We start from the raw sequence: 26,686 nt of genomic DNA, 5'->3' as shown, positions 1-26,686 counted from the left end.
TCTTTGAACTAAACCGGATCCACATCAATAACAAACCTAACCGACCTGTAGGCTTTTATTTCCTGGAAGTGACTGAATACCTGTTTGATATATTTTTTACCCGGTTCCAAATCCTGATCGTTTTTAATCTTTATCAGAATATTTTTATTGTAAAGGTTTCGTACTCTTGCAATAGATGGGTACTCCGGTCCCAGAACAATTGCTCCTTTAAGGGTTCTAACACTTTCGGCTACATGTTGGGCTACATTATCTACCTTGATTTTATCGCGGTGTTTTAAGGTTAGTTTAATCAGCCTGTAGTATGGAGGATAATGATATATTCGTCGTTCGTTTAATTGCTCTTTCACCATCTCTCCAAATTTATTTGCCGACACCTGTTGAACGATCTGATGGTATGGATTAAAAGTCTGAATAATTACCTTGCCTCTCTCCCCTTTTCTGCCCGATCTTCCTGCTACCTGCTCCATGAGCTGGTATGCCTTTTCATGTGCTCTGAAGTCAGGGAAATTAAGCATATTATCGGCATTTAAAATTCCTACTAAAGCTACATTATCAAAATCCAGTCCCTTGGTTACCATCTGCGTACCGATGAGAATGTCAATTTCCTTGTTTTCGAATTTATATATTATATCCTGATATGCATATTTCTTTCTAGTAGTGTCTAAATCCAATCTTGCAACAAGCGCTCCCGGAAAAAGATCCTCTACCTCTTTCTCTATTTGTTCTGTTCCTAATCCTTTAGTATCAAGTCTGGGACTTCCGCACGACTTACAGTTCCTGATCATCGGCATTGAATATCCACAGTAATGACAACGCAACTGATTGGAGTGATTGTGAAAAGTAAGTGTAACATCGCAATGTGGACATTCAACTGTGGTTCCACATGTTTCACACTCCACAACAGGAGAGTATCCACGGCGGTTCTGAAAAAGTATAATTTGTTTTTTTGCTCTTAAAACGTCTTCCATCTCCAGAAAAAGCCTCTCTCCGAAATGATTCCTCATCTTTTTTTTACGGTGATCTTCTTTTATATCTGCAATTTCGATATGAGGCATCATAATATCACCATAGCGTTTATTCAAACCCACATATGCATATTTCTTTTGCTGAACATTATACACCGACTCCAATGAAGGAGTTGCAGACCCCAGAAGAACCTTTGCATCGTGAAAATGACTCAAAATAATAGCCATATCTCTGGCGTGATATCTTGGTGATGGATCGTGTTGTTTATATGAACTCTCGTGTTCTTCGTCAACAACAATCAACCCGATATTTGAAAAAGGCAGAAATAAGGCCGATCGTGGCCCCAGAACTATCTGGTGTTTTCCTATGTTCTCATTTACGGTATTCCAAACTTCTACCCTTTCGTTGGGATTAAATTTCGAATGATAAACTCCTACTTTATCCCCAAAAAATTTGACCAGTCTGTTAATTAATTGAGTTGTAAGCGCAATTTCAGGAACAAGAAACAACACCTGCTTACCTTTATCTATTTGCTCTTGAATAAGCTTAACATAAATTTCTGTTTTTCCACTGGATGTTACCCCCTGAAATAACACTACATCTTTATCTTCGAACTTTTCTTTTATCTCTCTATAAGCCCTTTCCTGCTCTTCGGATAATACTTTTTGCTCCTGAATATCGGAGCCTGATTTCTCAATCCTTGATACTTCAGCACTATAAGTTTCCAAAATACCTTTATCTGTCAAACCTTTTAATACAGCATGATTAGAATCAACAGATTTTAACAATTCTGTTAGAGCTACCGGTTTTTGTGTCTGTGCCTTAACACTCAAAAACTTTAAAAGCAGTTCATACTGTTTTTTTGCTCTTCCCAATGTGGAAAAAACTTCCTGTAAACTTGACTCTGTTTCCATTTCGGGAGTTAGTCTAAGATAGTTCAACATCTTAGGCTTATACCTTTCCTTTATTTCTTCGAAAGGTGAAATAACCCCCTTTTCAATCAGACTTTTTATAGTAGGAAGAGGGTTTTTCTTCGAAATAATCTCGGATACCTCTTTTATTGTCAATGCATTTTGAACATTTAATGCCTCGTATATCAGGAATTCATTATCAGGTAATTCATCAGCCTTTTCATCCTCAAAATCAGGATTCCTTAAAATTTTAGTTTCGCTCTCAAGTTTTAATGAAGAAGGCACTACATTTCTATATACTTCACCTAAAGTAGAGAGGTAATATTTAGCTATCCATGTCCAGAACTTTAACTGTATAGAATTAACAATAGGTTTTTCATCTAAAACCTGCTCAATAAATTTTGGTTTGTGTATTTCAGGAGTATTATGGTGTTTATGTACAACAATCCCCGTATAGTATTTCGATCTGCCAAACTGAACAATAACCCTGCTTCCTATACCTGTTTTAGAAAAATCCTCTGCAGTGCACTCATAGGTATAACTTTGTTCCAAAGGAACCGGCACAATTATATTTAAGTAATACTTCAAGTTGTTCAATTAAGATTTAAAAAGTAAATGTATAGAATATTTTAAAAAAAAATAAGCTACTAATTAAAATTTAGCAGCTTATATTATAACATATCGCTATACCTTACAAAACCAGATAAGTTCCGTCATTTTCAAGAGTTTCAGCAAAACTTTGTATAGACCTCGATTGCATTGAATCTCTTAATGCATCTCTAAATGGCTTTATATCATTATGTAAGGGACAGGGTTTTTCGTCCGAACACTCTTTTAATCCTACAGCACATGAACTAAAAACTTTCGGTCCATCCAAAACATTAACAACCGTTATCATTGCTTGTTTCACATCCTCATCTGTTGTATAAAAACCGCCATTAGGCCCTTTTATCGAATGTATAACCTTTTCACGCGCCAGTTTCTGGAGAATTTTTCCCAAAAAATGATTTGGGATCTCAAGCTTTGCAGCAATAGGTTTAATGCCACAACGTTTTCCCTCAGTACTATTTGCAGCCAAATACAAAACTGCTCTTATTCCATATTCACAACTCTTTGAAAACATAATTCTCTATTGGTAAGTTTTACAAATCTATACAAACTTAATTGTTATAAATTAGTGGTTAGTTGCCGCTAATATAATTCTTTTATTAAACAACAAACATGTTTTTCAACAAACAGTTATATACACAAAACTACATTCCCAGCATCGCCTTACCTTCAGGAGAAATCAAATCCGGTGTCCATGCAGGCTCCCAAACCAGCTGCACATCAACTTCAACATCCTTAATATTTGCTTTTATAACATGAGCTGCGTTCTCCATTATAGTATCACCAAGCGGACATCCCCGCGTTGAAAGCGTCATTACTACTTCAACTTTATTTCCTTCAACTTTAATATCGTAAACCAAACCTAAATCAACAATATTTACATCTACCTCAGGATCTATAACTGTTTTTAACAGTTCGTATATTTTATCTTCCATTTTTATCTGTTTAATTATTCTAAATATTTTCTGTAAATCACTTATAGACTTTGTACTTTAAAAAGCCGCCTTATGTCTTATTATTTTTATTACGTTATAATTATAAAGCAGAGCTGTTATAACAAAAAATCCTGCTCCTGTATACATTGCAGGGATATAATTCACTAAAACTCCGGCAATAAGCGATAAAAAACCAATTGCAAATGTGAAGTAATGAATCCGGGCTATTTTTTCATTATATAAATCCTTTGGCATAGGTGTTTCTCCTTTACCCATTTTTCCTCTATACTCGAAAAGCCATACAATAAACGGCAAAGTTTTATATGTTTGCCCTAGTAACAGTGAAGTAATGAATCCGAGTAAAATACTCAATCCATAAACAAGTACACTTTGCTGAGATAATTCAAATTGACCTTCGAAAGTAAAAGGAGCTATCATTGCAAATATTACAGGAAAAATTAATGTTAAAATGGATAATGCTGTATGCTGCATACCTATATCCAAAACCTTTTTTATTCGGTTCTTATAAGCATCGATTAAGAAACTTACATAGCTACCTATACCTATAATTATCAATATAGCAGAAGCTATAATATAAATGACAGCAAGCTCCATAAAGAAAGTTGTAGCAAGCGCAATTAATCCAATATTTATAATGTATAAGGCAAACGACAATTTCTTCTCATTGAGATTATGTGTTACCAAAAACATTGGCACTAATCTGCTCGACACTCCTATTATCAATAATAAAAACCATCCAACTAAACCAAAATGAGCATGAGCTTTAAGGAATTGTAAATGATTTATATCTAAAAAAGGATTTGTTAATTGAAAAACCAGTATCAAACCAAAAACTGCCGTAGTAAAAAACCAAAATATTGATGCAATAATAAATTTTGCCGCTATCAGCTTTCTTTTTGCATTAAATGCACTCATCATTATGTTGTATGAGAAAATTAATATCGATACAAACATCAGACTTCCTCCAGCTTGGAAAAGTATTGATCTGGCATATAAATCCCAAAAAGCAAATACGAATACTATTATAGAAAGTGCATAAATAAAGAAGTTTACTCTTGCAAGTTTCTCATTGTGGAGTTTAACATCTAATACTACGGGCACTAATTGATATAAGGCACCAAAAATTACCATTGAAATCCACCCCAATGCCGTAAGATGTACAAGAGCCAACAATTTTGGATTAAAATAGTGCCCCGCAATTCCTTCTACATTAAAAAATAGTAAGATTGTTAAAACTAAAAAAGAAACAGCTCCGAAAACAAAATGTGGTACCACTACATTTGGTGGTGGTGCATTTTTACTGGCTACTCCAACCATTATCTGAAAATTAAAAGTTTTACATTTCCTTCTTCAATTTCGTAAATCAGGAACTTCATTCCCCTTTCTTCCAGCTCAGGAATTAAATATTGAGGTACTTTTTTATGGTTTACGTAAAGCGCGTAACCCTCTTTTAAATTTTCAGCATTTGCAAGAGTCTGAACCATAGGTTCCGGCATTTCCAGGTCCCTAACATCAATCTCTACTATTTTATCTCCGTAAAAACCTTTAACTTTTTCGAATGTGTCTTTACTGGCAAAGCGGGTTTCTTCTTCTATCTCCATATCTTGTTCTTTATGAAAATATGTAACTACCATTCCTTCTACACTTGTATCTACAAAAGTGCTGTAACCCTTTTTGTTGAGCTTATTTATTAATGGTATTGGTTCAAAAATATTGATAAGCTTAAGTGTGTTATCCTCAGGCATTTTTTTCAATGCATCCATAATTATTACGAAAGGATCATTTCCTCCGGCTATTTCGTCTCTTACGTCAAGCTCTGTTAATTTTGATGGGTCAATGTTATTAATATCCATATCCGATACTTTATATTCTGTGTTAGGCTTAATTTCTTTATTAAAATCAATTATTTCAGATTCGAATCCCAAAGGTCGTAAAACTTTATAAAAATCTTCCACTGTTGTCCCTCCAACTTTTGCAGCATCAGCAATACTCACCCGTTTTGCCAATACTTTTCGCAAAATCGGATTCTTCAACTTTGTGAAATGCTTGTTTATTGACGCAATCGCATCTATCGAAGCTTCATTAAATTTTATTAAGTCCGAAACTCTTGTTTGTTCGTTAATCTTCATTCTATTCCTGTTTTTTTGGGCGCTTAGCCTTCCTGCGTCAGGCTACCGGGCTCTCGGCTATATCTTTTAATTATGTTACTTCGGCCCCGCTCAGTGACCAGAATTAAAAGGATGCCGCCTCCATCCCTAGCGCAAATTTACTGCAAAATTAATATAAAAACAGTATTATTCTTATTTAGATTAATTCTACAGTGCAAATATAAAACTTAAATCGAACAATAAAAGACTTAAATGTCTTTTTATTATATTTTCCTGATAAAAGTCGCATAATCGCTTACTTTAATTATTTTTGCTCTTCAATTTTTATTCTATACCATAATGGAAAAGGGCAAAGTACTTTTTGGAGAAAATGCATACATGGCATTAAATGACTATTTAAATACAAACAAATCGTTCAGCAAAGTGTTTGTACTGACAGATTCAAACACACTGGAATACTGTTTGCCTCCTTTTTTACAAAATGTTGGAAGTCTTACGGATTATGAATTGATAGAAATTGAACCGGGCGAAGAAAATAAGAATATCGAAACTGTAGTGAGTTTATGGAACACACTCACAGAACTGGGTGCCGACCGTAAATCGTTGTTGATAAATCTTGGAGGAGGAGTACTTACAGACATGGGAGGTTTTGTAGCTTCAACCTTCAAGCGCGGCATGAAATTCATAAACGTTCCCACTACCCTTCTTAGCATGGTGGATGCTTCTACAGGTGGTAAAACGGGTATAGATCTCGGAAAGCTAAAAAACCAGATCGGTGTTTTCAATCTGCCGGAAATGGTATTGGTATCTTCACAGTTTCTGTCAACACTTGAACCCCGTCAGATGCGTTCCGGTTTGGCCGAAATGATTAAACACGGATTAATAGCAAACAAAGATCACTGGCAAAACCTGACTAAACTCGACGATCTGGATATTAATAACTTAGATGAACTTATAAAACAGTCTGTTTCTGTTAAAATTGATGTAGTAACTCAGGATCCAACCGAACAGGGATTGAGAAAAATACTCAACTACGGACACACTATTGGTCACGCTGTTGAAACTTTTTACATGGATAGTGATAATATGCTGTACCACGGTGAAGCCATTGCTATTGGTATGATAGCCGAAGCTTATCTTTCTACCTTAAAAACAGGCTTTGAAATGGACGATGCCGAAAAAATTAAGAAGGTTATCCTGGAATATTTCCCAAAAACCAGAATTGATGAGAAGGATTTCCCTGCAATTCTCGATCTGATGAAACACGATAAGAAAAATGTATCGGGAGTGGTAAGCTTTAGCTTACTAAACGAAATTGGCGACTGTGCGTTTGACTGCTATGCGTTGCCGGAGGAAATTGAAGATGCTTTGGAGTATTATCTGGCGTAAATCTTGATATTTCACTTAAGGTATAAATAACAATAGCTCAAAAAACACTATATTTTTTGAGCTATTGTCTTATAATTAAATTCTCTTATTATTTCCCGAAGAAATAAGTAGCAGAAACAGAAATTACTCTGTTAGATACTTTATCCTCATTATCAGAATTTTCATATTTAGGTACAAAATTTCCTAAGCCAAGAGAATATCCTGCATTTAATAAAACAGGACCTACCTGATATCCAATACCAAAATTTAAACCGTAATCAAAAGCATTGTATGCTCCTTCATCCTCTTCTAAATCACCTTCAGCTACTTCTCCAAATACAGGCTTAAGTTTTGTTTCATCACTGTCGCTTTCTGTATTTCCATTGAAGGTTAAACTATATTCTGTTTTAAATTTTCCCCCTACTCCAAAAGCTAAATAAGGACCGGCATAAATTTGAAAATCATTGATTTTATATGCAAAATGTACAGGTATTTCAAGGTAATTTACAATCCCGGACACTTTATAATCTGCAGAAAAACCTGCCTCTGATTCACTATCCTCTACTTTAAAGCCTTTACTTGTCAATAGAAGACCTGATTGCAAACTAACTTTTTCATTAATTGTATAATCAACTGTAGCTCCTATGTGATAACCGATACGCATTTTAGTATCCATCTCTTCATCACTGTCTTTAAGGTTTTGAGCAATATCACTTAGGTTTAATCCACCTTTTACTCCATATTTAATCTGGGCCTGCGCACTCACCGAGAATAAAGTAATCAGTCCTAAGACTGCAAAAGTTTTAATAAAATTTTTCATTTAGAATTAGTTAAAAATTATGAATAGTGCCTACTCTTTGGTTTTTCGGCTTCCCCCACTATGCTTTTTAGACAAATATTCTAAAAAACAGTATTATCAATATTTTATTAAGAGTTTCAAGAGCACGAATATAAAAAATATCCCTTATTAGGGTATATATCTTCAATGATATTATTTGTGACTTAAATCATTTCACACAAAACCCCTGTAAAAACAGGGGCTCGAAGTATTATTTATTTTTAAATTATCTAATTAAATTATTTACCAAACATATATGCTACCGAAACTGTAATTACTCTGTTTGACCTTTTCTCGTCCTTAGGGTCAATATCCGGATCCGTGTAATTTGGAGTTATATTTCCCAGTCCGATAGAATATCCGGCATTTAATAATACAGGTCCTAACTCATATCCCAGACCAAAATCAATACCATAATCAAATCCCCTAACAGGCATTTCGTCATTATCATAATCATCTTCGTCAACTTCTCCATATACCGGAATTAATTCTATATCTCTACTTACATCAATGTCATAATTATTATTATTTACGATTACCTCCATTACGCCACCTAAACCAAAAGCAAAATATGGTCCTGCATAAAACTGAAAGGAATTAAGTTTATACACAAAATGTAAGGGTATTTCTATGTAATTCAAAAATGCTGAAATATCTGCATCTATATCAAATCCATAATAAGAAAAACCATCTGCATCAAATCCTTTTCTGTTCCATATTATTCCGGACTGCAAGCCCATTTCTTCATTAAATGAATAATCAATCAAGGCTCCAGCATGATAACCAATACCCATTTTTGAGTCAAATTCCAATTCATTACTTTTAATATTTTGAGCAATATCATTAAAATTCACCCCTGCTTTTACCCCAAACTTAACCTGTGCCTGTGTGTCAACTGTAAACAAAACAACCAACACAATAACTGTAAAAATTTTAATCAAATTTTTCATTTCAATTTTAGATTAGTGTTGTTAAATTCTACACTTAAGTTATATAGCTACAAGTTAGATCACGAAGATATACACTCATAACTAACATGAAATACTTAGTATAATATCTCTATCATAGATATCAGTGACTTTATGAATATAAATTGTGATGGGGAAATATAATTAAAAAGGAAGCCGAAAAAATAGTATTCAATTTAATTTTTGGCATTGGTTTTTGCTAAATCAAATTTACGAAAAAAGCAGCTAATACCCTACTTTACTAAAGAGTTATCTATAGATCTATATTTCATTTTCAGGGGAGGAAATTTTAAGAACCAATATTATTTTTAACATATATTGTTCTCTTTGCGTTAGCGTTTTTAGCTTTGCGGTCTTTGCGTGAAAATTAGTGTGAATTTCACGCAAAGACCGCAAAGTTTTTCGCAAAGGAAATGCAAAGAATCTATTTTCTAAAGCTACTATAGTAACTAATATAAAAGTTTCGTCTCAGCAAACCATAAAAAAACTCCGTAACCTTAAAAAATTACGGAGTTTTTAAATATTTTAACAAATCCTTAAAAAAGGAAATCGTATCCTTTTGAAGACATTTTAGCATACTTGTCTTCATCAAATCTGTAAAGTTTAGATACTTTACCACTACTTGTTTCTATTGTTTTTTCTAAGTCGATAAGAAGCTTCGAATTAAATATCTTCTTTCTGAAGTTTCGTTTATCGAAAGTTTTGTCCAGAGCTTCTTCATATAAAGCCTGCAGCTGAGTAATAGTAAACTCCTTTGGTAGCAGGTTAAAGCCTACAGGACGACGTTTTACCCTTCTCTTTAAACGTTCTTTTGCAAAATCTACAATTATATTATGATCGAATGCCAGATCGGGTATTTCATCGTATGCGAACCATTTTAATCCATTTTTTTGAAACTTATCCGTATCTTTATGATCAAAGCGAACTAATCCGTAATGACCTATATTTACAACTCTGCCTAGTGGATTTCTAAAAACCTTCCCGCTGGCATTCAACTGTTCGATGTATGCATCATCACTTCCTATAGAGTCTATTAGCAGCTTCTTTACATTTAAATCAATACTTTGATCCGGTTTAATATACCTGGATGGAAGAATATATGCACCTTTAAATGGTTCATCTTCATTATATTTTAACAGGATGTGTAGTTTTTCAAAATCAAATCCAAAAATAACAAGTGATGTCGCCAGTGCTACATTAAAATACTCTTCTATATCTTTTCTTTCCATAATTTACTTTTTATTCAAGTCGTACAAATTTAATCCGGATAACTTCACTCACAAAATTATTTAATAAATTTTCTATTGGTGAATAGAACTCTAAAGATATTTATATTTGAGTAATATCTTCCTGTAAAAACTATAACAAAATATTTTTCACTAATTCCTTAATTCAGAAATTACTTTTTTCTTATTTATCTTTCTTTCTATCAGATTTGGTAATATCATGGCAGCCAAAATAATACTTACCCCCGTCCACTGCGATGATGTTACAACTTCACCCAAAACAACACTTGAAGCCATTACCGCAACAGGCAGCTCTGCTGCATTAATAATCGAACTCAGTCCAACCCCGATTTTCGGAATTCCAATTGCGAACAATAATGGAGGAATAACTGCACCAAACAAGGCCAGTGGAATTCCATAAATTGCCAATCCGTTTAGAACTGCCCCATTAATTAAGAACACGGGAGGGTAGACTAATACAGTAAGTATTGCGGCACCCGTTAGCATAAGGGCACTTTTTTTGGTCGCGCTGATTGAACTGGTGCTTTTTCCGTTAAAAAATATGAACAATGCATATGATACTGATGCCAATAGACCATAAATTATCCCTTTGGTATTATAGCCGCCAAGACCGTTTTCTAATACTCCTGAAGCTAAAACAGTTCCCCCCATCAAAATAACTGTAGAAACAACTTTAGCTAATGAAGGAAGTTTCTTTAAAGAAATAGCTTCCAATAAAATTCCTATCCATGTAAATTGAAACAATAACAGTATCGCAATCGAGGCAGGAAGCAGTTGTACCGACTGGTAATAAAATACACTCGTTAAGCCAACAGGTATTCCCATAAGCATCAGACGAACTATATCTGATTTATTAGTCTTTGTTTTTGTTTTTCCTTTCTCTTTTATCAAAACAATTGCCCAAAGAATTATGACCCCAAAAATCATTTGACTCCCGGTGGCATCTGCAGCAGTGAAACCTGCCTTATAACTCAACTTGGCAATAGTTGACAATATTCCATAACTTGCAGCACCCAAAAAAACCAAAAAACTATACTTCATGAATATTTTATTTTAATAACTGTTATATTTATTGCAAATACACAAAACAAAGATAAGACAATCATCTAATTAATGAATATGTATTCAATAAGTGTTATTAGCGAAAATACTCGAAAATCAGATACGGATGAAAAACAAATGACAAACTATCAATAATAAATTACAAATCAGAGAATCAACATATTATCTAAAAAATTGAACATCAAAGTAGACAATAAAACCACAATATGCAGTTGGCAGGAAAATCACATTGACGGATTACTTAAACATGCCAATTCGAATGATATTACCAAATATCTTGGCGATACTTTTCCTCATCCTTATACTAAATCAGATGCTGACTCCTGGATAGAATTTAACAACAATTTGGAAGAAAATCTTAATTTTGCAATTCTTGTTAATGATAATTGTGTTGGAGGAATAGGAATTATAAAGTCTAAGGATATTTATCGCAAAACAATTGAGATAGGATATTGGATAGGTACTGAATTTCAAAATAAAGGCATTATCAGCAAATCCGTAAAACGATTTACGGAATATTGTTTTAACAGTTTTGATATTCACAGAATCCAGGCTAAAGTTTTTTCGAACAACGAAGCCTCAAAAAAAGTTTTAATAAAGTGTAATTATACAGAAGAAGCAGTTCTTAAGGATGCTATTTATAAAAATGATACTTTTTTAGACTTACATTTATTTAGAATTTTAAAATCTGATTTTTGAAAATATGACTAAAAAAGAAAAGATCGACTTCATAGTAAATACTCTGGAGGAAATGTATCCTAACCCTCCTATCCCACTTGACCATTACAGTCCTTATACCTTATTGATCGCTGTTTTACTCTCGGCTCAAAGCACTGATGCCAGAGTTAATCTGCATACACCTATATTATTTAAGAAAGCCGATGTTCCTGAAGCAATGATTAAGCTAAGCATTGATGAAATTAGAGAAATAATCAAACCTGTTGGTTTATCTCCTCAAAAATCAAAGGCAATATGGAATTTATCAAAAATATTAATCGAAAAGCATAATTCTGAAGTTCCTAAAAACTTTGAAGACCTTGAAGCTCTACCGGGTGTAGGACATAAAACAGCTTCTGTTGTGATGTCGCAGGCATTTGGAGTTCCCGCATTTCCTGTTGACACTCACATTCACAGACTTATGTACAAATGGGGACTGACAAACGGAAAAAATGTAACTCAAACAGAAAAAGACGCAAAAAGACTATTTCCGAAAGAATTGTGGAACAAACTACATATTCAAATAATACTTTATGGCAGAGAATATTCGCCGGCAAGAGGTTTAAAATTGGAAAATGATATAATTCTAAGAACAGTAGGTAGAAAATCCGTTTTAAAAGAACTCTAAAAAAAAACTGCCTTTTCAGGCAGTTTTTTTAATTTAAAATCAATTCAAACTCATTTAACTTACTACCCTTGATAACTTTCAGCGCTTTTGAATACGACAGTAAAAAATCAATGGTTTCTTTCTTTGGTCCCTTCAACATAATCCCATCTTTACTCTTTAATTGAATGTAACTTTTTTCCATATTTATGATTTATTATTCAATTAAATAACGTGGGATGTCAAAGCATATTGTATGATATTTTATTTTTTATTATAACTTTTCCTTATGTAATTGTAATTATTTAGATTACAATCAGTGGAGAATAAGGTTCTTTTCTTCTATCATCTTTTTTAAATTGATCAAAGCATAGCGCATTCTTCCCAGGGCTGTATTTATACTCACCCCTGTATTTTCGGCGATTTCCTTAAAACTCAAATCATTGTAATGACGCATTTTCAATACTTCTTTTTGCTCATCAGGCAACTGCTCTATAAGTAATTTTACATCTGACTCTATCTGGGACTTTATAAGTTCATTCTCAATATTTAGTTTATCGTCTTTCACCAGTAAAAAAACATCAAAATCACTCTTATTCGAGTATTTTGGTAAACGGTTTTCTTTTCTGAAATGATCAATTACTAAATTATGGGCAATTCTCATCACCCAGGATAGAAACCTTCCCTCTTCATTATATTTTTTTCGTTTTAAAGTATTGATAACCTTGATAAAGGTATCCTGGAATATATCTTCAGTTAGATCTCTATCTCCAATTTTGGAATATATGAAATTATATATTTTAGTTTTATGGCGATAAATCAACACTTCTATGGCTGACTCATCTCCATTAATATAATTACTAACTAACTTGGAATCGTTATAATCAGATACAGACATAATCTACTTATTTATTGTGGTGTTAGAATATTTTTTTTTAAAGTAGAATTATATCTATAGGCAATTGCTTTTTTGTTTATTATCTATCAAAAATATAAATTTTACTTAATAAGTAAAATTTTTTGAGCTAAAAATAACACTTTTTAACTTTTTACACATACCCAATTATTATACCAACATCATACAAATCGCCCATTCACCCTTGATTATCAACACTATACCCCTATTAAACAATCATGTTAATACCTCCATTGTATTTAAATATTTTTATTGCAAATAATTCACTTCAGCCTATAACTTATAGATTTCAATTCACATCAAAAACATAAATATTAATTCATATATTCGTCATAAGAATAACCAACGTATAATCAACATAAGAATTTTTTACTGATGAAAAACGAAGTTGTAATTGTTTCGGCAGTTCGAACTCCTATTGGCAGTTTTGGTGGAAGTTTATCTACTATACCGGCTACAAAATTAGGAGCGACTGCTATTAAAGGTGCTTTAGACAGAATTAATCTGAGTTCTAAATTGATCGAAGAAGTATTTTTTGGAAATGTAATCCAGGCAAATTTGGGACAAGCACCAGCCAGACAGGCTTCTATTTATGCCGGAATTCCCAACACAGTACCGTGTACTACGGTAAATAAAGTATGTTCTTCGGGCTTAAAGGCAATGATGATAGGTGCTCAATCTATTTTGGCAGGCGACAATGAAATAGTAATGACCGGGGGAATGGAGAATATGTCGCAAATCCCTCATTATTTCCCGAATGGAAGAACCGGTCAGAAATTAGGTGATTTTAAAATGGCCGATGGTATGCTTCGGGATGGATTACTGGATGCCTATAGTGGTAAACACATGGGAGAAAGTGCTGAATTGTGTGCAAGTGAAATGAATTTCACCCGGGAAGAGCAGGACTCCTACTCTGTTGAATCTTATACAAGATCTGCCAAAGCGTGGGAAAATGGAAATTTCGCCAATGAAATTGTACCGGTTGAAATTCCACAAAGACGTGGTGATGCAATAGTTGTATCGGAAGATGAAGAGTTTAAAAATGTTAAGTTCGAAAAAATCCCCGGTCTGCGACCTGTATTTAAAAAAGATGGAACAGTAACAGCTGCTAATGCTTCCACAATCAACGACGGAGCTGCAGCAGTTATATTAATGAGCAGAAAAAAAGCAGATGAATTAGGAATTAAACCACTCGCTGTAATAAAATCTTATGCTGATGCAGCTCATGAACCGGAATGGTTTACTACCGCACCTGCCAAAGCAATGAATAAAGCATTAGATAAAGCAGGTATGAAACTAAGCGATATGGAATTCTTCGAAATAAACGAAGCTTTTGCAGTTGTTAGCTTAGCTAATATGAAATTAATGGAAATGGATCCTGACAAAACTAATATTAATGGCGGAGCTGTATCCTTAGGACACCCCCTTGGATGTTCAGGAGCCAGAATTATGGTTACTTTGTTAAACGTACTTGAACAAAACAATGCAAAATACGGATTAGCAGGTATTTGTAACGGAGGTGGAGGTGCTTCAGCAATGATTATTGAAAAACTTTAATCCCGGTATTAATTATTGCCCGAACATTATTATCTTCGGGCAATAATTTTACCTAAACCAAATTGATGAATTACGGAATTTGCAATCTTAGTGTCATACCTGTAAGGTTAGAAAATGATCACAATAGTGAACAAATTAACCAACTGCTATTTGGAGAATACTTTAAAATTATTGAAGAAATAGACTCTTGGACTAAAATTGAAAACTCATTCGATAATTTTGTAGGATGGATCGACAAAAAACAGTTTATTCCTATCTCTGAAAAAGAATTCAACAAATTAAACAACTCAAATAAAATTCTCACCAACGACTTCATAGACTTTGTTTTTGATATGGATAATAATATGATACCGATTCCTATAGGATCATTATTACCTTATTATTCCAATAATCATTTTGCATTGACCAACAAAGAATATAAATATGAAGGTGATGTTGTTGAATACAAAAGAAAAGATAAAAGCAAACTGGTCGATAATGCTTTTATGTATTTAAATTCTCCATATCTATGGGGAGGCAAATCACCAATGGGAATAGACTGTTCAGGATATACTCAAATGGTCTATAAACTTAATGGTATACAAATACCAAGAAATGCTGCTGATCAGGCTAAACTGGGTGAAGTATTGAGTTTTATAGAAGAATCAGAACCCGGTGATTTGGCTTTTTTCGATAACGAAGAAGGTGAAATTATTCATGTAGGAATTATTTTAGAAAATAATTACATTATTCATGCCCACGGAAAAGTTCGTATAGACAGGATAGATCATACAGGCATCTATAATGTTGACACCCAAAGACATTCTCACAAATTGCGAGTAATCAAAAAGATATGTTAAAATTGTTTTTGTAGTAAATATCTTTGAGGTTTTTTTCTATCTTGGTTAGACTAAAACTTTAAATATTACAACTATGAAAACTAAAATTAAAGAAAATCTGGCCGAAGCCGGAAAAAAAATTAAGCGGTTTAAAGTTAAATTAGACTATAAAACCTTTATTACAATAAAAGATAAAAGTGCTATAGATTTATGGAAAGACCGTTATCCTAATGCAAAAGTTGTCGGAACAATATTCGTCTAAAATTATTACTCACATAAACTACAATAAAAAAGATTCCTGATAAGGGAATCTTTTTTATTTAATTAAATTCAATTCATACTTTTGTTCTACCAAATGAATTTTAAAATGCACCTTTAGATTTGAGGTATAATTCTTTTTTATGAATTTAAAATTTATTGCATAGCAGGGCTACGGAAGTAAGCAAAGCTATTCATGAACTCAATTGAAGTTATTGTTTTGTGAATAATAAATATTAAGTGAAATAAAAATGGATTAGATGAAAAAGATATGGTGCATTAGCTGCGCTGAACCTAAAGGTTTTTTATGTTTATTTGGTATTAGATAAAAAATTGATGATGAAAAAAGACAAAGGTTATAATAAAAAGCAAACTATTGAAGCCTTATTAAATTCTCTCGTATTTGCAATACCCACTGTGATATTTTACCTGCAGGGAAATAAAATTATGGCAGCCTTATCTGCTATGGCAAGTCTGTTTAACCTCTATACTATCCCCCTGTCAAAATCGAGTACAAAAACTACTTTAATCGGAGCTTCTTCTATTAATATAATTACTTCATTATTCATTATATTATTCTACTTCTCAATCAAATCCTGGCTATTGTTGCTAATTTGGGTTTTAGTGATAATGTGGTATATCTATAATCTTATTAAGACTAAGATTAGATAATTATTATTTTTTTTATTATAGCAAAAAATTGTAATTTTGTAAAAAGATTAAAATGTCTTTATATATTAGTACTGATATAAATAGGCTGTGCTAAAAGCACCATTATATCTTGTTTTTGAAATATTTTAATGAAGATTTTTCTAGCATTTTTATTGCCTAAAATTAAAATGTAACTACCTGCCATGTTGAACTGTGTAACGATTGATGATTCGAAAATTCAATTAAAACTAATTTCAGAATTAGTTAGAAAACATCCTGCCCTGAACCTTATCGGTAAATTTACAAATGCTATCGAAACCCGCGAAGCAATTAAAAATACCAAGGTAGATTTAATTTTCTTAGATATAGAAATGCCGGTTATATCCGGATTTGATTTTCTCGACACTTTAGAAGGAAATACTCAGGTTATTATCACTACTGCTAAAAAAGAATACGCCTACGATGCGTTTAAATATAACGTCACAGGTTTTTTAACCAAGCCAATTCAATCGGAAAGTTTTAACAAGGCAATAGAACGGGCAATTTTACTACACGAAAAAGTTTACAATACCGATGAGTTCGAAAGTGCAGATGAAACTATATTTGTAAAAAGCAATTTAGTAAATAAGAAAGTATATTTAAAAAATATCAAGTGGATTGAAGCTATAGGTGACTACGTAAAGGTTGTTACAGATGATGAAAACTATATTGTCCTATCTACGATGAAAGCATTTGTAGCTAAACTTCCGGAGGAAAGATTTATGAGAATACACAAATCTTTTATAGTAAACCTTGAGAGAGTCAAAAAGTTTAACAGCAAAACTGTTGAAATTGAAAAACAGGAACTGCCACTTAGCAGAACAAAAAAATCTAAACTTTTTGAATTGTTAAACGCAAATTAAACACCAACACTTCGCAATAAACACATAACCAACCTATTACAATGTAGTTGTCAATAATTATTCTTAAATTTAATAGTATAAACAAAAGATTAATTTTAAAGTTTAATACTATGATTAAGAATTATTATACCTTAATAATTACTATTTTTATAGTAATACTGTCGTCGTGTTCACCATCCTTAACTGCCCCTCCTATTACGGCTCAATCAAATGACAATTATGTTCAGGGGAAATTTGTATGGCACGATCTACTAACAACAAAAGTAGAAGAGAGTAAAATATTCTACTCTAAGCTTTTTGGTTGGGAATTCGACACATATGAATTAGCCAATAATTATAATTATACAATGATCTATAAATGGGGAAGACCTATTGGAGGTATAGTAGATGTAACAAAATTTGATAATGCCTCTACAATAACCCAATGGGTATCGTCTATTTCTGTTTTTGATATAAATCAATCTATAGAAACTGCAAAAAAATTAGGAGCTAAACTTTATGGAGACCCTTTAAAAATTGAAGGCAGAGGTTATTTAGCCTTAGCAGCAGATTCAGAAGGTGCAGCCTTTGCAATGCTACAATCAACAAGCGGAACACCCGAAGCGAAAGTTCCACAAAATGGTGATTGGCTGTGGAATGAATATTGGACATTAGATATTGAAAAACCGGCAAAATTCTATAGCTCGCTATTTGGCTACACATTAGAAGAAAGAAAAATAAACAATAAAAGCTATAAAGTCTTAAGCAGTGCCGGAATTAGTAGAGCCGGAATTACTGTTACGCCAAATGATAAAATTAAAAATGCATGGTTTACTTACATCTATGTTGAAAATATAGACGATGTAATATCTAAAGTTGAAAAATTTGGGGGTAAAGTTTTATTACAAGCGCACAAGAACCCAAATGGGTCTTTAGTTGCTGTAATTACTGACCCGGGTGGAGCAGGAATTTTATTAAGAACAATTATTCCTGAAGAAATGGAAATGATAAAAGAGGAAATTGCAAAGAATTAAAATTGGTGTCATGCAGAAAATAAAAAGAATATTGTATTTGATAGTAATACTAGTAGGCTTAGTATTCGCTTTTAACAGTTGTCATCCCCACGTTTATGGCGGTATTGATATCAATGCCCCAACGATGCACGTAGGTCCGTTTTCGGTAGAACCACATATGAATGTTGGCGGACCAATACGATAAAAACACAAAGAGGCTGCCTCAAAACCAAAAAACAAGTCATTTCGAGACCTATGTTTTTTCGCAGAAACTCCAACCCGCCTGACCGGATGGGCAGGTGAGATAATGACAAAAAAATAACCGCGAAGTAACGCAATTGTGCAGTGCCTCGGCTTAGCCGACGGAAGCAATCATGAACACCCACTATAGACTCTCGTGAATAAAGGTATGCGCAACATAACGCAAAAATACTTCGCGAAACTTTACTCACAAGTATTTATTGTTTTTTTGGTGTTCATGATTACTCCGTAATTGCGCATAACTTTGCGAAACTTTGCGGTAAAAAAAAAAGGTTGTAATGGGTACCTGAACTAATTAGCTCTAATTCCCGAGACAAAGGTTGAAATTACTTCTTCTCCTGCCTCCTTCTCTACAGCTTTTACGAAAGCACTTCCAATTATAGCACCGGATGCATATTTACAAGCCTGTGAGTATGTTTCAGAATTTGAAATACCAAACCCAATCACTAAAGGATTTCTAAGTTTCATATTCTTCAACCTCTCAAAATACTCTATTTGAGAATTATCAATACTACTTTTAGATCCTGTTGTAGATGCTGATGATACCATATAAATAAATGAATTACTTATCTCATCAATCTCCCTGATTCTTTCATCTGATGTTTGCGGAGTCACCAGAAAAATATTTACAAGTCCGTATTTTTGTAATTTTTTCTCATATTCTTCCTTGTATATTTTCAAAGGTAAATCCGGCAAAATTAAACCACTAATCCCCGATTCTGCACATGCTTTAAGAAATTTGTCATCTCCATATCGCATCATTTGATTTACATAACCCATAGCAATCAAAGGCAACGAAACTTCATCCTTAATAGCTTTTAATTGCTTAAAATAAGCATCTAAATTCATTCCATTCTCCAAAGCTTTCTCGCTACTTTGCTGTATGGTAGGTCCATCGGCCATAGGATCTGAAAATGGCATCCCTACTTCGATAAAATCAACTCCGGACTTTTCTAATCTTTTAACTATATCGCCGGTCATTTCCAATTCAGGATAACCCGCAGTGAAATATATCGATAGAATATCGTTCTTTTTATTTTGAAATAGTTCTTGTAATTTGTTCATCTTACTTGTTATTTATATCCTGTTGCTAGTTGCTAGTTACTTGTTGCTCGTAAACAACAAGTTATATCCAATTTCCATCTACATATTGAATAAATTTATTGATCTTTTTCCCAAGTATATCATATTTATCCAATAATTCAGTTATTGGTTTTTCTTTAAAATATAATTCATTAATCATCTCAAGTTGAGAGGTACTTTCATCACATGAAGCTTATGAATAAAACAAAAACCTGATAAAGTCAGCTTTATATCTTCTTCTACCATAACCTTCAACAATTGTATCTTTGATACTTTTTGAAGATCGTCTCACTTGGCTCCCTTGCTCATATAATTCATACTTTGGCAACTTCATTGTCAAAAGATGAACTTCGACTGCTAATTGATATGCCATCTGGTAAATTTCCAGATCCCGGTAACTTTTCATAGTAAATTCCTTAAAATCCACTCTAATTTACAAAATATCAATTAGTATATACCCTCCAGAAACCAGAAACCAGAAACCAGAAACCAGAAACCAGAAACCAGAAACCAGAAACCAGAAACCAGAAACCAGAAACCAGAAACCAGAAACCAGAAACCCAAATCAATACCCCAACTCCCTGATATAAGTCTCCATATCCTTATCGCCTCTGCCCGACAGGTTAACTACTACAGTATCATTTTCTTTTATTTCTATTTTTGATAAAGCGGCTAATGCATGTGCCGATTCCAGAGCAGGAATAATACCTTCTAACAAAGTTAATTCCTTTGCCGAATCTAACGCTTCCTTATCTGTGGCACTCAAAAACCTCCCCCTGTGCGATGCAAACAAATGAGCATGTAATGGACCTATACCTGGATAATCCAGTCCCGCAGAAAGTGAATAAGGCTCTGTAATTTGACCGTATTCATCCTGCATTAATAAAGTCTTACTTCCATGGATCACTCCGGGACTTCCAATAGTGGTTGTCGCGGCAGTTTCACCACTACTAACGCCTTTCCCGGCAGCTTCAACAGCAATAAGTTCTACTTTTTCATCATCTAAATAATGGTAAAAAGCACCTGCAGCATTACTCCCGCCACCAACACAGGCAATTATTTTATCAGGATTTTCATTCCCTGTTTTTTCTTTCAACTGCGTTTTCATTTCCTCTGAAATTACAGACTGCAATCGGGCAACTAAATCGGGGTATGGATGTGGTCCAACAACAGAACCAATCAGATAATATGTATCCTCCGGATTATTGATCCAATCTCTTATAGCTTCGTTTGTAGCATCTTTCAAAGTTTTTGATCCGCTGGTTGCCGAACGAACTTCTGCACCCAGCATTTTCATACGGGCTACATTAGGGGCCTGACGTTCAATATCAACCTCACCCATATATACAATACATTCCAGATCCATCAATGCGCAAACAGTAGCGGTAGCGACACCGTGTTGTCCTGCACCGGTTTCGGCAATAATTCGCTTTTTTCCCAGCTCTTTTGCCAGTAAAATTTGACCAACAGTATTATTCACCTTATGTGCTCCCGTATGATTTAAATCTTCTCTTTTAAGATAAATATTACCTCCGTATTTTTCAGAAAGACGCTTCGCATAATACAATGGCGACGGACGCCCCACATAGTCCTTAAGCAAACTTTTATACTCAGTTTGAAACTCTTCAGATTCAATAATTTGAATATAGTTTTCTTTTAACTCTTTCACGTTTGAATAAAGCAACTCAGGTATAAATGCTCCTCCAAATTCTCCGTAAAATCCTTCTTTGTCAACTGTATAATCCATGATACTTATAATTTAACGTCATTTCAACTTCACTGTACTGCGCTCAGAATAACGTTCAATTTCTATATTTCTTAATGAACTCTTTTAATAAATCAATATTTTTCAGTGCCGGTTTTATTTCAAACCCGCTGTTTAAATCAACTCCGGCATATTTTGGATGCTCAAAGTTTAACACTTCAGCAATATCATTCGGGCCTATTCCTCCGCTCAGTAAGAACGGAATATTCCCTTTGTACTCTTTCAACTTATTCCAATTAAACTTTTTTCCGGAACCGCCATAGTCTTTAGTTTTAGTATCAAATACAAACATTGAAACTGATCTCTCATACTCTTCCAAAACTGAAAAATCGAAGCCCTCGTCTATCCCGAATGCCTTCATCACAACAACTCCCGAATCACTAATATCATTACAGCAATCTGCCTTTTCATTTCCGTGTAACTGAACAATATTCAGGTTAAATTCATCAACTTTTTCAAGAATTTCTGTTGAATTAGAGTTTACAAAAACTCCAACTTTATCTATATTCAATTCACCTGATAAAACAGGTACTTTTTCAATATATCTGGGTGATTTAGGATAAAATATCATCCCCATCATATCTATATCGAGTTCACTAAGCTCCTCTATATTTTGGGATTCCCGCATCCCACAAACTTTTATTAACTTTTTCATCTGTTAATAATTTGATTTTTAATAGGTCACCTGCCTGACAGCATCTTGCAGGCAGGGATGTAACTCGCATATTATCATTCCCCTTGCCTGCCACGCTAAAGCGTGGTGTTAGAAAAATTACATCATGAATATTTCACTGCAATAAAATTTATAAAGTACCGATAAATTCAATAGCACTCTCTCCCGGATTTTCAGTCTTCATGAAATTTTCCCCTATCAAGAAACCTTTATATCCGTACTTTTTTAACTCCTTTATCTTTTCTACTTCCGATATCCCGCTTTCCGATACTTTTATACAACGATCAGGTATCTTATCTGCCAGTGAAATTGAATTTTTAATGCTAACTTCAAAGGTTGCCAGATTTCTGTTATTAACACCTACTACATCAATAGTATCGCATAACTTCTCTAATTCTTTTTCATTATGCACTTCGAAAAGAACACTTAAACCAAGTGACTTTGCCAGAGAAGAAAACTCTTCAATTTCCTGTTTCGATAAGATTGAAGCTATCAACAAAATCACATCTGCTCCAATTGCTTTTGCTTCGTGAATCTGATACTCGTCGATAATAAAATCCTTTCTAAGTAAAGGTATTTGTAACACTTCACGAGCCTCCCGCAAATCGCGTCGTGCTCCTCCAAATGACTTCCCATCTGTTAATACCGAAACTGCCGATGCACCCGCTTCCTGATATTTAGCAACAACTTCTGCCACTTTTGAAGTACCGTTTATCAAACCTTTTGATGGTGACTGGCGTTTAAATTCGCTAATTACACCTGATTTATCCTCAGCCAATAGAAATTCTTTCAGAGAATAAGGTATACGCAAATACATTTCCAATTCTTTCAACGACTCCAGGCTAACCAAACTCTTTCGTTCAGCTACTTCCTTACGCTTGTATTCTACTATTTCATCTAATATTGTCATTATTCTAAGCTTTAAGATATTAGCTTTAATCCAACTGCGCTTACTTAATAAGCAATTCCAAACTCTCCTTTGCTTTTCCTCTTAGCAATGATTCTCTGGCTTTAGCAATACTCTCCTCCAACGATTTACCGCTAATAGTTTTTATTGCATAAGCAGCATTGACTATTACAGCATTGTTTTGTGAGTCACTTCCCTTTCCTTCTATAATGTTCCTAAAAAGCTCTCCGGCTTTTTCTACACTATCACCTCCAAATAAATCGGACTGCTGAGCTTTTTCAAAACCAATTTCCTGTGGAGTGATCTCTTTGTGCTTTCCATCGCTAAACAAATCAAAATTCGAAGTAAGCGATATTTCATCATAGCCGTCTGTACTATGAACTATGTGATAGTTTACATCTGCTTCTTTTAATAGCTGTGAATACAACTCTCCTATCTCCTTACTGTAAACTCCCAATAGCTGATGTTTTGGGCGGGATGGATTTGCAACAGGTCCCAACAAGTTGAAAATTGTTTTCAGGCCCAACTGCTTGCGAACAGAGGCAACATTTTTTAATGCCGGGTGAAATAAAGGAGCATGTAAAAATGTAATATTCGCATTTTCCAGTTGCTTCTTCAAAATACCTTCATCGTTTGTAAATTTATAGCCCAGGTATTCTAATACATTTGACGAACCACTTACCGATGACGATGAATAATTTCCATGCTTTGTTACCTTATATCCTGCACCAGCCACTACAAACGATGCAAGTGTAGAAATATTAAAAGTGTCCTTACCGTCGCCTCCCGTTCCAACAAGATCTATAGTTTCGTAATTACCCAGATCTATATTCAAGCTTTGCTTTAAGAGAGCCTCGCGAAAGCCCTTAAATTCGCTTACTGTTAGCTGACGCATTAAAAAAACAGTTAGAAATGACACCAATTGATAATCGTTATATTTTCCGTTGGTTATATCCAGTAAAACCTCTTCTGCCTCTTTTGCAGAAAGTGTTTCTTTATTTATTAATCTGTTTAGAATATTTTTCATCTGTTTAAAAAAATAGCCGTGAAACCTTTAGGTTCAACGGAGTTAATTATTTGCGCCGCCTACCGGTCATCTTTATTTTTAATCATTCTCCTATGCGAGAAAGATTGTACTAGTGAATATTTAATAGCTTTAGCTTTTCAAAAAATTCTCAATCATTTTTTCGCCGGACTCTGTAAGAACTGATTCAGGATGAAATTGAACTCCTGCAACATCATATTTCTTATGACGAATAGCCATTATCTCACCATCTTCATCTGTACATGTCACCTTCAATGTTTCCGGTAAATTCTCTTTGGAAACTATCCACGAATGATAACGACCACCTTCGAACTCTTTTGGCACTTCGGCAAACAAAATATCATCGTCAAGAACCAACATCTTGCTCGATACTCCATGGTGAACCTCACTGAGGTTATTTAACTTTCCTCCAAAAACTTCTGCTATAGCCTGCTCGCCAAGACAAACTCCAAAAATAGATTTTGTCGGAGCATATTTTTTTATAACATCTTTCAATATCCCTGCTTCATCGGGTATTCCCGGACCCGGAGAAAGAATAATTTTATCATATTTTTCAATCTCCTCCAACGAAATTTCATCATTTCTAAATACATCAATCTTGTGACCTAATATTTTCTCAATTATGTGAACAAGGTTATATGTAAACGAATCGTAATTATCTAATACTAAAACTTTCATATTTCAAATGCTTTACGCTATAAGCTATAAGCTATAAGCAATTATATATTCTCGGCCATTTCTACTGCTTTCTTCAGAGCAAACAGCTTGTTATTTACTTCCTGTAATTCGCTTTGCTCGTCCGATTTATCTACTATCCCTGCTCCTGCCTGCGAATATAAAACGTTATCCTTACTAACAAACGAACGTATCGCAATAGCAAGGTTTACTTCCCCGTCCAATCCGATGTAACCAACAGCTCCGCCATAAAAACCTCTGTCCTGATTTTCATATTTATCAATAAGTTGCATTGCCTTATATTTTGGAGCTCCCGATAATGTTCCGGCAGGAAAAGTAGATTCAATTACCTTTCTGGGATTTCCTTCAACTTCACCGTCAACTGTAGAAACCAGATGAATTACGTGAGAGAAGTATTGCACTTCTTTAAAGGTCTCTACCTTTACATTAGTACAACTTCTACTCAAATCATTTCTTGCTAAATCCACAAGCATTACATGTTCGGCATTTTCCTTCGGGTCGTTCGATAATTGTACGGCAAGCTCTTTATCCTCATCGTCATTACCTGTTCTCCTAAAAGTGCCTGCAATCGGATTTATCAATGCTGTACCCTGTGAAACCTTTATTTGAGCCTCCGGAGAAGACCCCATTAAATGGAAATCTTCATAATCGAAATAAAATAAATACGGAGAAGGATTTATTGAACGTAACGATCTGTAAACATTAAAATCATCCCCCTTAAAAGCTTGCTGGAACTGACGGGACAATACTATTTGAAAAACATCTCCTCTTCTACAATGTTGTTTTCCTTTTCTCACATTATCTATAAATTCATTATCGGTGATATTAGAAGTTTCTTTCCCGTCTAATTTGAAAGGCATAGTAGCAAATCCCTGCGAATCTATCTGTGACATCAGCTTATCAAGTTTTGACACTTCTCCCTCCAAAAGATTTTCAATCACTATCATTTCATTTTTAAAATGATCAATAGCTATGATGTTTTTAAAAAATGAAAACTGAATTGAAGGAATCTGAGATGATGAAGAACGGTGGTTTTTAAGCTTAATAGTATCGAAATACTGAATAGAATTATAAGCTATATAGCCATAGAAACCATTAAAACTTCTAACATAATCTCCATTTTCCAGTTTTAAACTATCACTTACACTTTCGAGTAGTTCTGTGAAATTCCTGTCTACATCAAGCGTTTGACTTTCAAGTTTTGATGATGAGTAATCAACACTGGCTTTATTATCATCAATTTGAAGTGTTACCAGCGGATTAAGGCAAATAAAAGAATAAGAATTCTCTTTTGAATGATAATCAGAACTCTCAAGCAATAAAGATTTTGGATAAATATCTCTTAACTTCAGATACAAACTAACGGGTGTTGATGTATCGGCTAATTTAGTTTTAAAATTGGTTTTTATGTTCAAGGTCTCCATCGTGTTTTCTTCGTTTTTTGATCAATAAAAAAACGGCATGTCTGCGGAAAGTGACAAGCCGTTTTTATATTAAATAATATTATAGCATGATTGTCCCGCATATTGAGTTAATACAGGCCACCACCAATTATTTATTTTATTATTTAACATTTGATATTCTTTATTATTAAAAAAAACGGTTTGTTCATGTTGAACAAACCGTTGATATATTTTATATACACAATACAGTAGCCAACTCTTAGAGCTTACTTTGCCACCACCATATTGTATTTATTTTTTGCATTATTTTTGTTTGTTGATATAGCAAATAAACAAAGAGTTTTTTTAAATGACAAATGATTTATATAAAAATCAACTTATTTATTTTACAAGTGTTATTCTAAT

29 protein-coding genes are annotated in these 26,686 nt (G+C 33.8%); 10 read left to right on the top strand and 19 right to left on the bottom strand.

Annotated features, from left to right (window positions below):
• Positions 1-8 precede the first annotated feature (8 nt).
• The 5 genes from priA to ABFR62_04620 all read right to left on the bottom strand — a co-directional run bounded on the left by priA (position 9) and on the right by ABFR62_04620 (position 5,571).
• Positions 9-2,465, bottom strand: a complete 2,457-nt coding sequence (gene priA, locus ABFR62_04640) for a primosomal protein N' (GenBank protein MEN8137701.1) — start codon at positions 2,463-2,465, stop codon at positions 9-11.
• 103 nt (positions 2,466-2,568) lie between these two features.
• Positions 2,569-3,000: an Rrf2 family transcriptional regulator gene (locus tag ABFR62_04635; protein MEN8137700.1), complete on the bottom strand. Its 432-nt coding sequence runs from the start codon at positions 2,998-3,000 to the stop codon at positions 2,569-2,571.
• 130 nt (positions 3,001-3,130) lie between these two features.
• Positions 3,131-3,421 (bottom strand): metal-sulfur cluster assembly factor, encoded by a 291-nt coding sequence (locus tag ABFR62_04630; protein ID MEN8137699.1) that lies wholly within the window; start codon positions 3,419-3,421, stop codon positions 3,131-3,133.
• 57 nt (positions 3,422-3,478) lie between these two features.
• The gene (locus tag ABFR62_04625) at positions 3,479-4,759 is read right to left on the bottom strand and encodes a hypothetical protein (GenBank protein MEN8137698.1); all 1,281 of its coding nucleotides are present in this window, start codon (positions 4,757-4,759) and stop codon (positions 3,479-3,481) included.
• A complete protein-coding gene (locus tag ABFR62_04620) occupies positions 4,759-5,571 on the bottom strand; it encodes a DUF2249 domain-containing protein (GenBank protein MEN8137697.1) in 813 nt (270 codons plus the stop codon). Before ABFR62_04620 ends, ABFR62_04625 begins: the two co-directional genes overlap by 1 nt.
• 318 nt (positions 5,572-5,889) lie before the next feature.
• Between ABFR62_04620 and aroB the strand changes: the two genes are divergently transcribed.
• Complete coding sequence (aroB, locus tag ABFR62_04615; protein ID MEN8137696.1) at positions 5,890-6,939, top strand: 3-dehydroquinate synthase; 1,050 nt, start codon at positions 5,890-5,892, stop codon at positions 6,937-6,939.
• An 88-nt stretch (positions 6,940-7,027) separates the two neighbouring features.
• Here aroB and ABFR62_04610 read toward each other — a convergent pair whose 3' ends face one another.
• The 4 genes from ABFR62_04610 to ABFR62_04595 form a co-directional block, all read right to left on the bottom strand.
• Positions 7,028-7,738, bottom strand: coding sequence for a porin family protein (locus tag ABFR62_04610; protein MEN8137695.1), 711 nt, complete (start codon positions 7,736-7,738; stop codon positions 7,028-7,030).
• A 257-nt stretch (positions 7,739-7,995) separates the two neighbouring features.
• Complete coding sequence (locus tag ABFR62_04605; protein MEN8137694.1) at positions 7,996-8,706, bottom strand: porin family protein; 711 nt, start codon at positions 8,704-8,706, stop codon at positions 7,996-7,998.
• 554 nt (positions 8,707-9,260) lie between these two features.
• On the bottom strand, positions 9,261-9,953 hold the full coding sequence (locus ABFR62_04600; GenBank protein ID MEN8137693.1) for an NUDIX hydrolase: 693 nt from the start codon (positions 9,951-9,953) through the stop codon (positions 9,261-9,263).
• Positions 9,954-10,103: 150 nt separating this feature from the next.
• Positions 10,104-11,012: a DMT family transporter gene (locus ABFR62_04595; GenBank protein ID MEN8137692.1), complete on the bottom strand. Its 909-nt coding sequence runs from the start codon at positions 11,010-11,012 to the stop codon at positions 10,104-10,106.
• Positions 11,013-11,207: 195 nt separating this feature from the next.
• Between ABFR62_04595 and ABFR62_04590 the strand changes: the two genes are divergently transcribed.
• The gene (locus ABFR62_04590; GenBank protein MEN8137691.1) at positions 11,208-11,732 is read left to right on the top strand and encodes a GNAT family protein; all 525 of its coding nucleotides are present in this window, start codon (positions 11,208-11,210) and stop codon (positions 11,730-11,732) included.
• Positions 11,733-11,736: 4 nt separating this feature from the next.
• Positions 11,737-12,378 carry an endonuclease III gene (gene nth / locus ABFR62_04585; GenBank protein ID MEN8137690.1) on the top strand — a complete coding sequence of 214 codons (642 nt, stop codon included), beginning with the start codon at positions 11,737-11,739 and terminating at the stop codon, positions 12,376-12,378.
• 28 nt (positions 12,379-12,406) lie between these two features.
• Here the strand turns inward: nth and ABFR62_04580 are convergent, their stop codons facing one another.
• Together ABFR62_04580 and ABFR62_04575 are read right to left on the bottom strand one after the other, a co-directional pair.
• Positions 12,407-12,559 carry a hypothetical protein gene (locus ABFR62_04580; protein MEN8137689.1) on the bottom strand — a complete coding sequence of 51 codons (153 nt, stop codon included), beginning with the start codon at positions 12,557-12,559 and terminating at the stop codon, positions 12,407-12,409.
• Positions 12,560-12,670: 111 nt separating this feature from the next.
• On the bottom strand, positions 12,671-13,252 hold the full coding sequence (locus ABFR62_04575; protein ID MEN8137688.1) for a sigma-70 family RNA polymerase sigma factor: 582 nt from the start codon (positions 13,250-13,252) through the stop codon (positions 12,671-12,673).
• 393 nt (positions 13,253-13,645) lie between these two features.
• On the opposite strand from ABFR62_04575, the gene ABFR62_04570 reads away from it, so the two are divergent.
• The 7 genes from ABFR62_04570 to ABFR62_04540 all read left to right on the top strand — a co-directional run bounded on the left by ABFR62_04570 (position 13,646) and on the right by ABFR62_04540 (position 18,653).
• Entirely contained in the window at positions 13,646-14,827 is a 1,182-nt protein-coding gene (locus ABFR62_04570) for an acetyl-CoA C-acyltransferase (protein ID MEN8137687.1), read from the top strand.
• 65 nt (positions 14,828-14,892) lie between these two features.
• On the top strand, positions 14,893-15,666 hold the full coding sequence (locus ABFR62_04565; protein ID MEN8137686.1) for a C40 family peptidase: 774 nt from the start codon (positions 14,893-14,895) through the stop codon (positions 15,664-15,666).
• 73 nt (positions 15,667-15,739) lie between these two features.
• Entirely contained in the window at positions 15,740-15,907 is a 168-nt protein-coding gene (locus ABFR62_04560; protein ID MEN8137685.1) for a hypothetical protein, read from the top strand.
• Positions 15,908-16,242: 335 nt separating this feature from the next.
• Positions 16,243-16,575 carry a hypothetical protein gene (locus ABFR62_04555; GenBank protein MEN8137684.1) on the top strand — a complete coding sequence of 111 codons (333 nt, stop codon included), beginning with the start codon at positions 16,243-16,245 and terminating at the stop codon, positions 16,573-16,575.
• Between the two features lie 182 nt (positions 16,576-16,757).
• Positions 16,758-17,456, top strand: a complete 699-nt coding sequence (locus tag ABFR62_04550; GenBank protein ID MEN8137683.1) for a LytTR family DNA-binding domain-containing protein — start codon at positions 16,758-16,760, stop codon at positions 17,454-17,456.
• A gap of 110 nt (positions 17,457-17,566) precedes the next feature.
• Entirely contained in the window at positions 17,567-18,469 is a 903-nt protein-coding gene (locus ABFR62_04545; GenBank protein ID MEN8137682.1) for a VOC family protein, read from the top strand.
• 10 nt (positions 18,470-18,479) lie between these two features.
• The gene (locus ABFR62_04540) at positions 18,480-18,653 is read left to right on the top strand and encodes a hypothetical protein (GenBank protein MEN8137681.1); all 174 of its coding nucleotides are present in this window, start codon (positions 18,480-18,482) and stop codon (positions 18,651-18,653) included.
• Positions 18,654-19,000: 347 nt separating this feature from the next.
• On the opposite strand, the gene trpA is transcribed toward ABFR62_04540, so the two are convergent.
• The 8 genes from trpA to ABFR62_04500 all read right to left on the bottom strand — a co-directional run bounded on the left by trpA (position 19,001) and on the right by ABFR62_04500 (position 26,302).
• On the bottom strand, positions 19,001-19,774 hold the full coding sequence (trpA, locus tag ABFR62_04535) for a tryptophan synthase subunit alpha (protein MEN8137680.1): 774 nt from the start codon (positions 19,772-19,774) through the stop codon (positions 19,001-19,003).
• Positions 19,775-19,985: 211 nt separating this feature from the next.
• Positions 19,986-20,198, bottom strand: coding sequence for a four helix bundle protein (locus tag ABFR62_04530; GenBank protein MEN8137679.1), 213 nt, complete (start codon positions 20,196-20,198; stop codon positions 19,986-19,988).
• 159 nt (positions 20,199-20,357) lie between these two features.
• Entirely contained in the window at positions 20,358-21,539 is a 1,182-nt protein-coding gene (trpB, locus tag ABFR62_04525; protein ID MEN8137678.1) for a tryptophan synthase subunit beta, read from the bottom strand.
• A gap of 55 nt (positions 21,540-21,594) precedes the next feature.
• Positions 21,595-22,212 carry a phosphoribosylanthranilate isomerase gene (locus tag ABFR62_04520; GenBank protein ID MEN8137677.1) on the bottom strand — a complete coding sequence of 206 codons (618 nt, stop codon included), beginning with the start codon at positions 22,210-22,212 and terminating at the stop codon, positions 21,595-21,597.
• A 148-nt stretch (positions 22,213-22,360) separates the two neighbouring features.
• Entirely contained in the window at positions 22,361-23,140 is a 780-nt protein-coding gene (gene trpC / locus ABFR62_04515; protein ID MEN8137676.1) for an indole-3-glycerol phosphate synthase TrpC, read from the bottom strand.
• A gap of 40 nt (positions 23,141-23,180) precedes the next feature.
• On the bottom strand, positions 23,181-24,164 hold the full coding sequence (gene trpD / locus ABFR62_04510) for an anthranilate phosphoribosyltransferase (protein ID MEN8137675.1): 984 nt from the start codon (positions 24,162-24,164) through the stop codon (positions 23,181-23,183).
• A 129-nt stretch (positions 24,165-24,293) separates the two neighbouring features.
• Positions 24,294-24,860: an aminodeoxychorismate/anthranilate synthase component II gene (locus ABFR62_04505; protein MEN8137674.1), complete on the bottom strand. Its 567-nt coding sequence runs from the start codon at positions 24,858-24,860 to the stop codon at positions 24,294-24,296.
• 41 nt (positions 24,861-24,901) lie between these two features.
• The gene (locus ABFR62_04500; protein MEN8137673.1) at positions 24,902-26,302 is read right to left on the bottom strand and encodes an anthranilate synthase component I family protein; all 1,401 of its coding nucleotides are present in this window, start codon (positions 26,300-26,302) and stop codon (positions 24,902-24,904) included.
• Positions 26,303-26,686: the final 384 nt, after the last annotated feature.

Source organism: Bacteroidota bacterium (assembly GCA_039714315.1).
Taxonomy (GTDB): domain Bacteria; phylum Bacteroidota; class Bacteroidia; order Flavobacteriales; family JADGDT01; genus JADGDT01.
The sequence above is the reverse complement of the archived record's forward strand: the minus strand, read 5'-3'. Positions and strand labels throughout refer to the sequence as shown.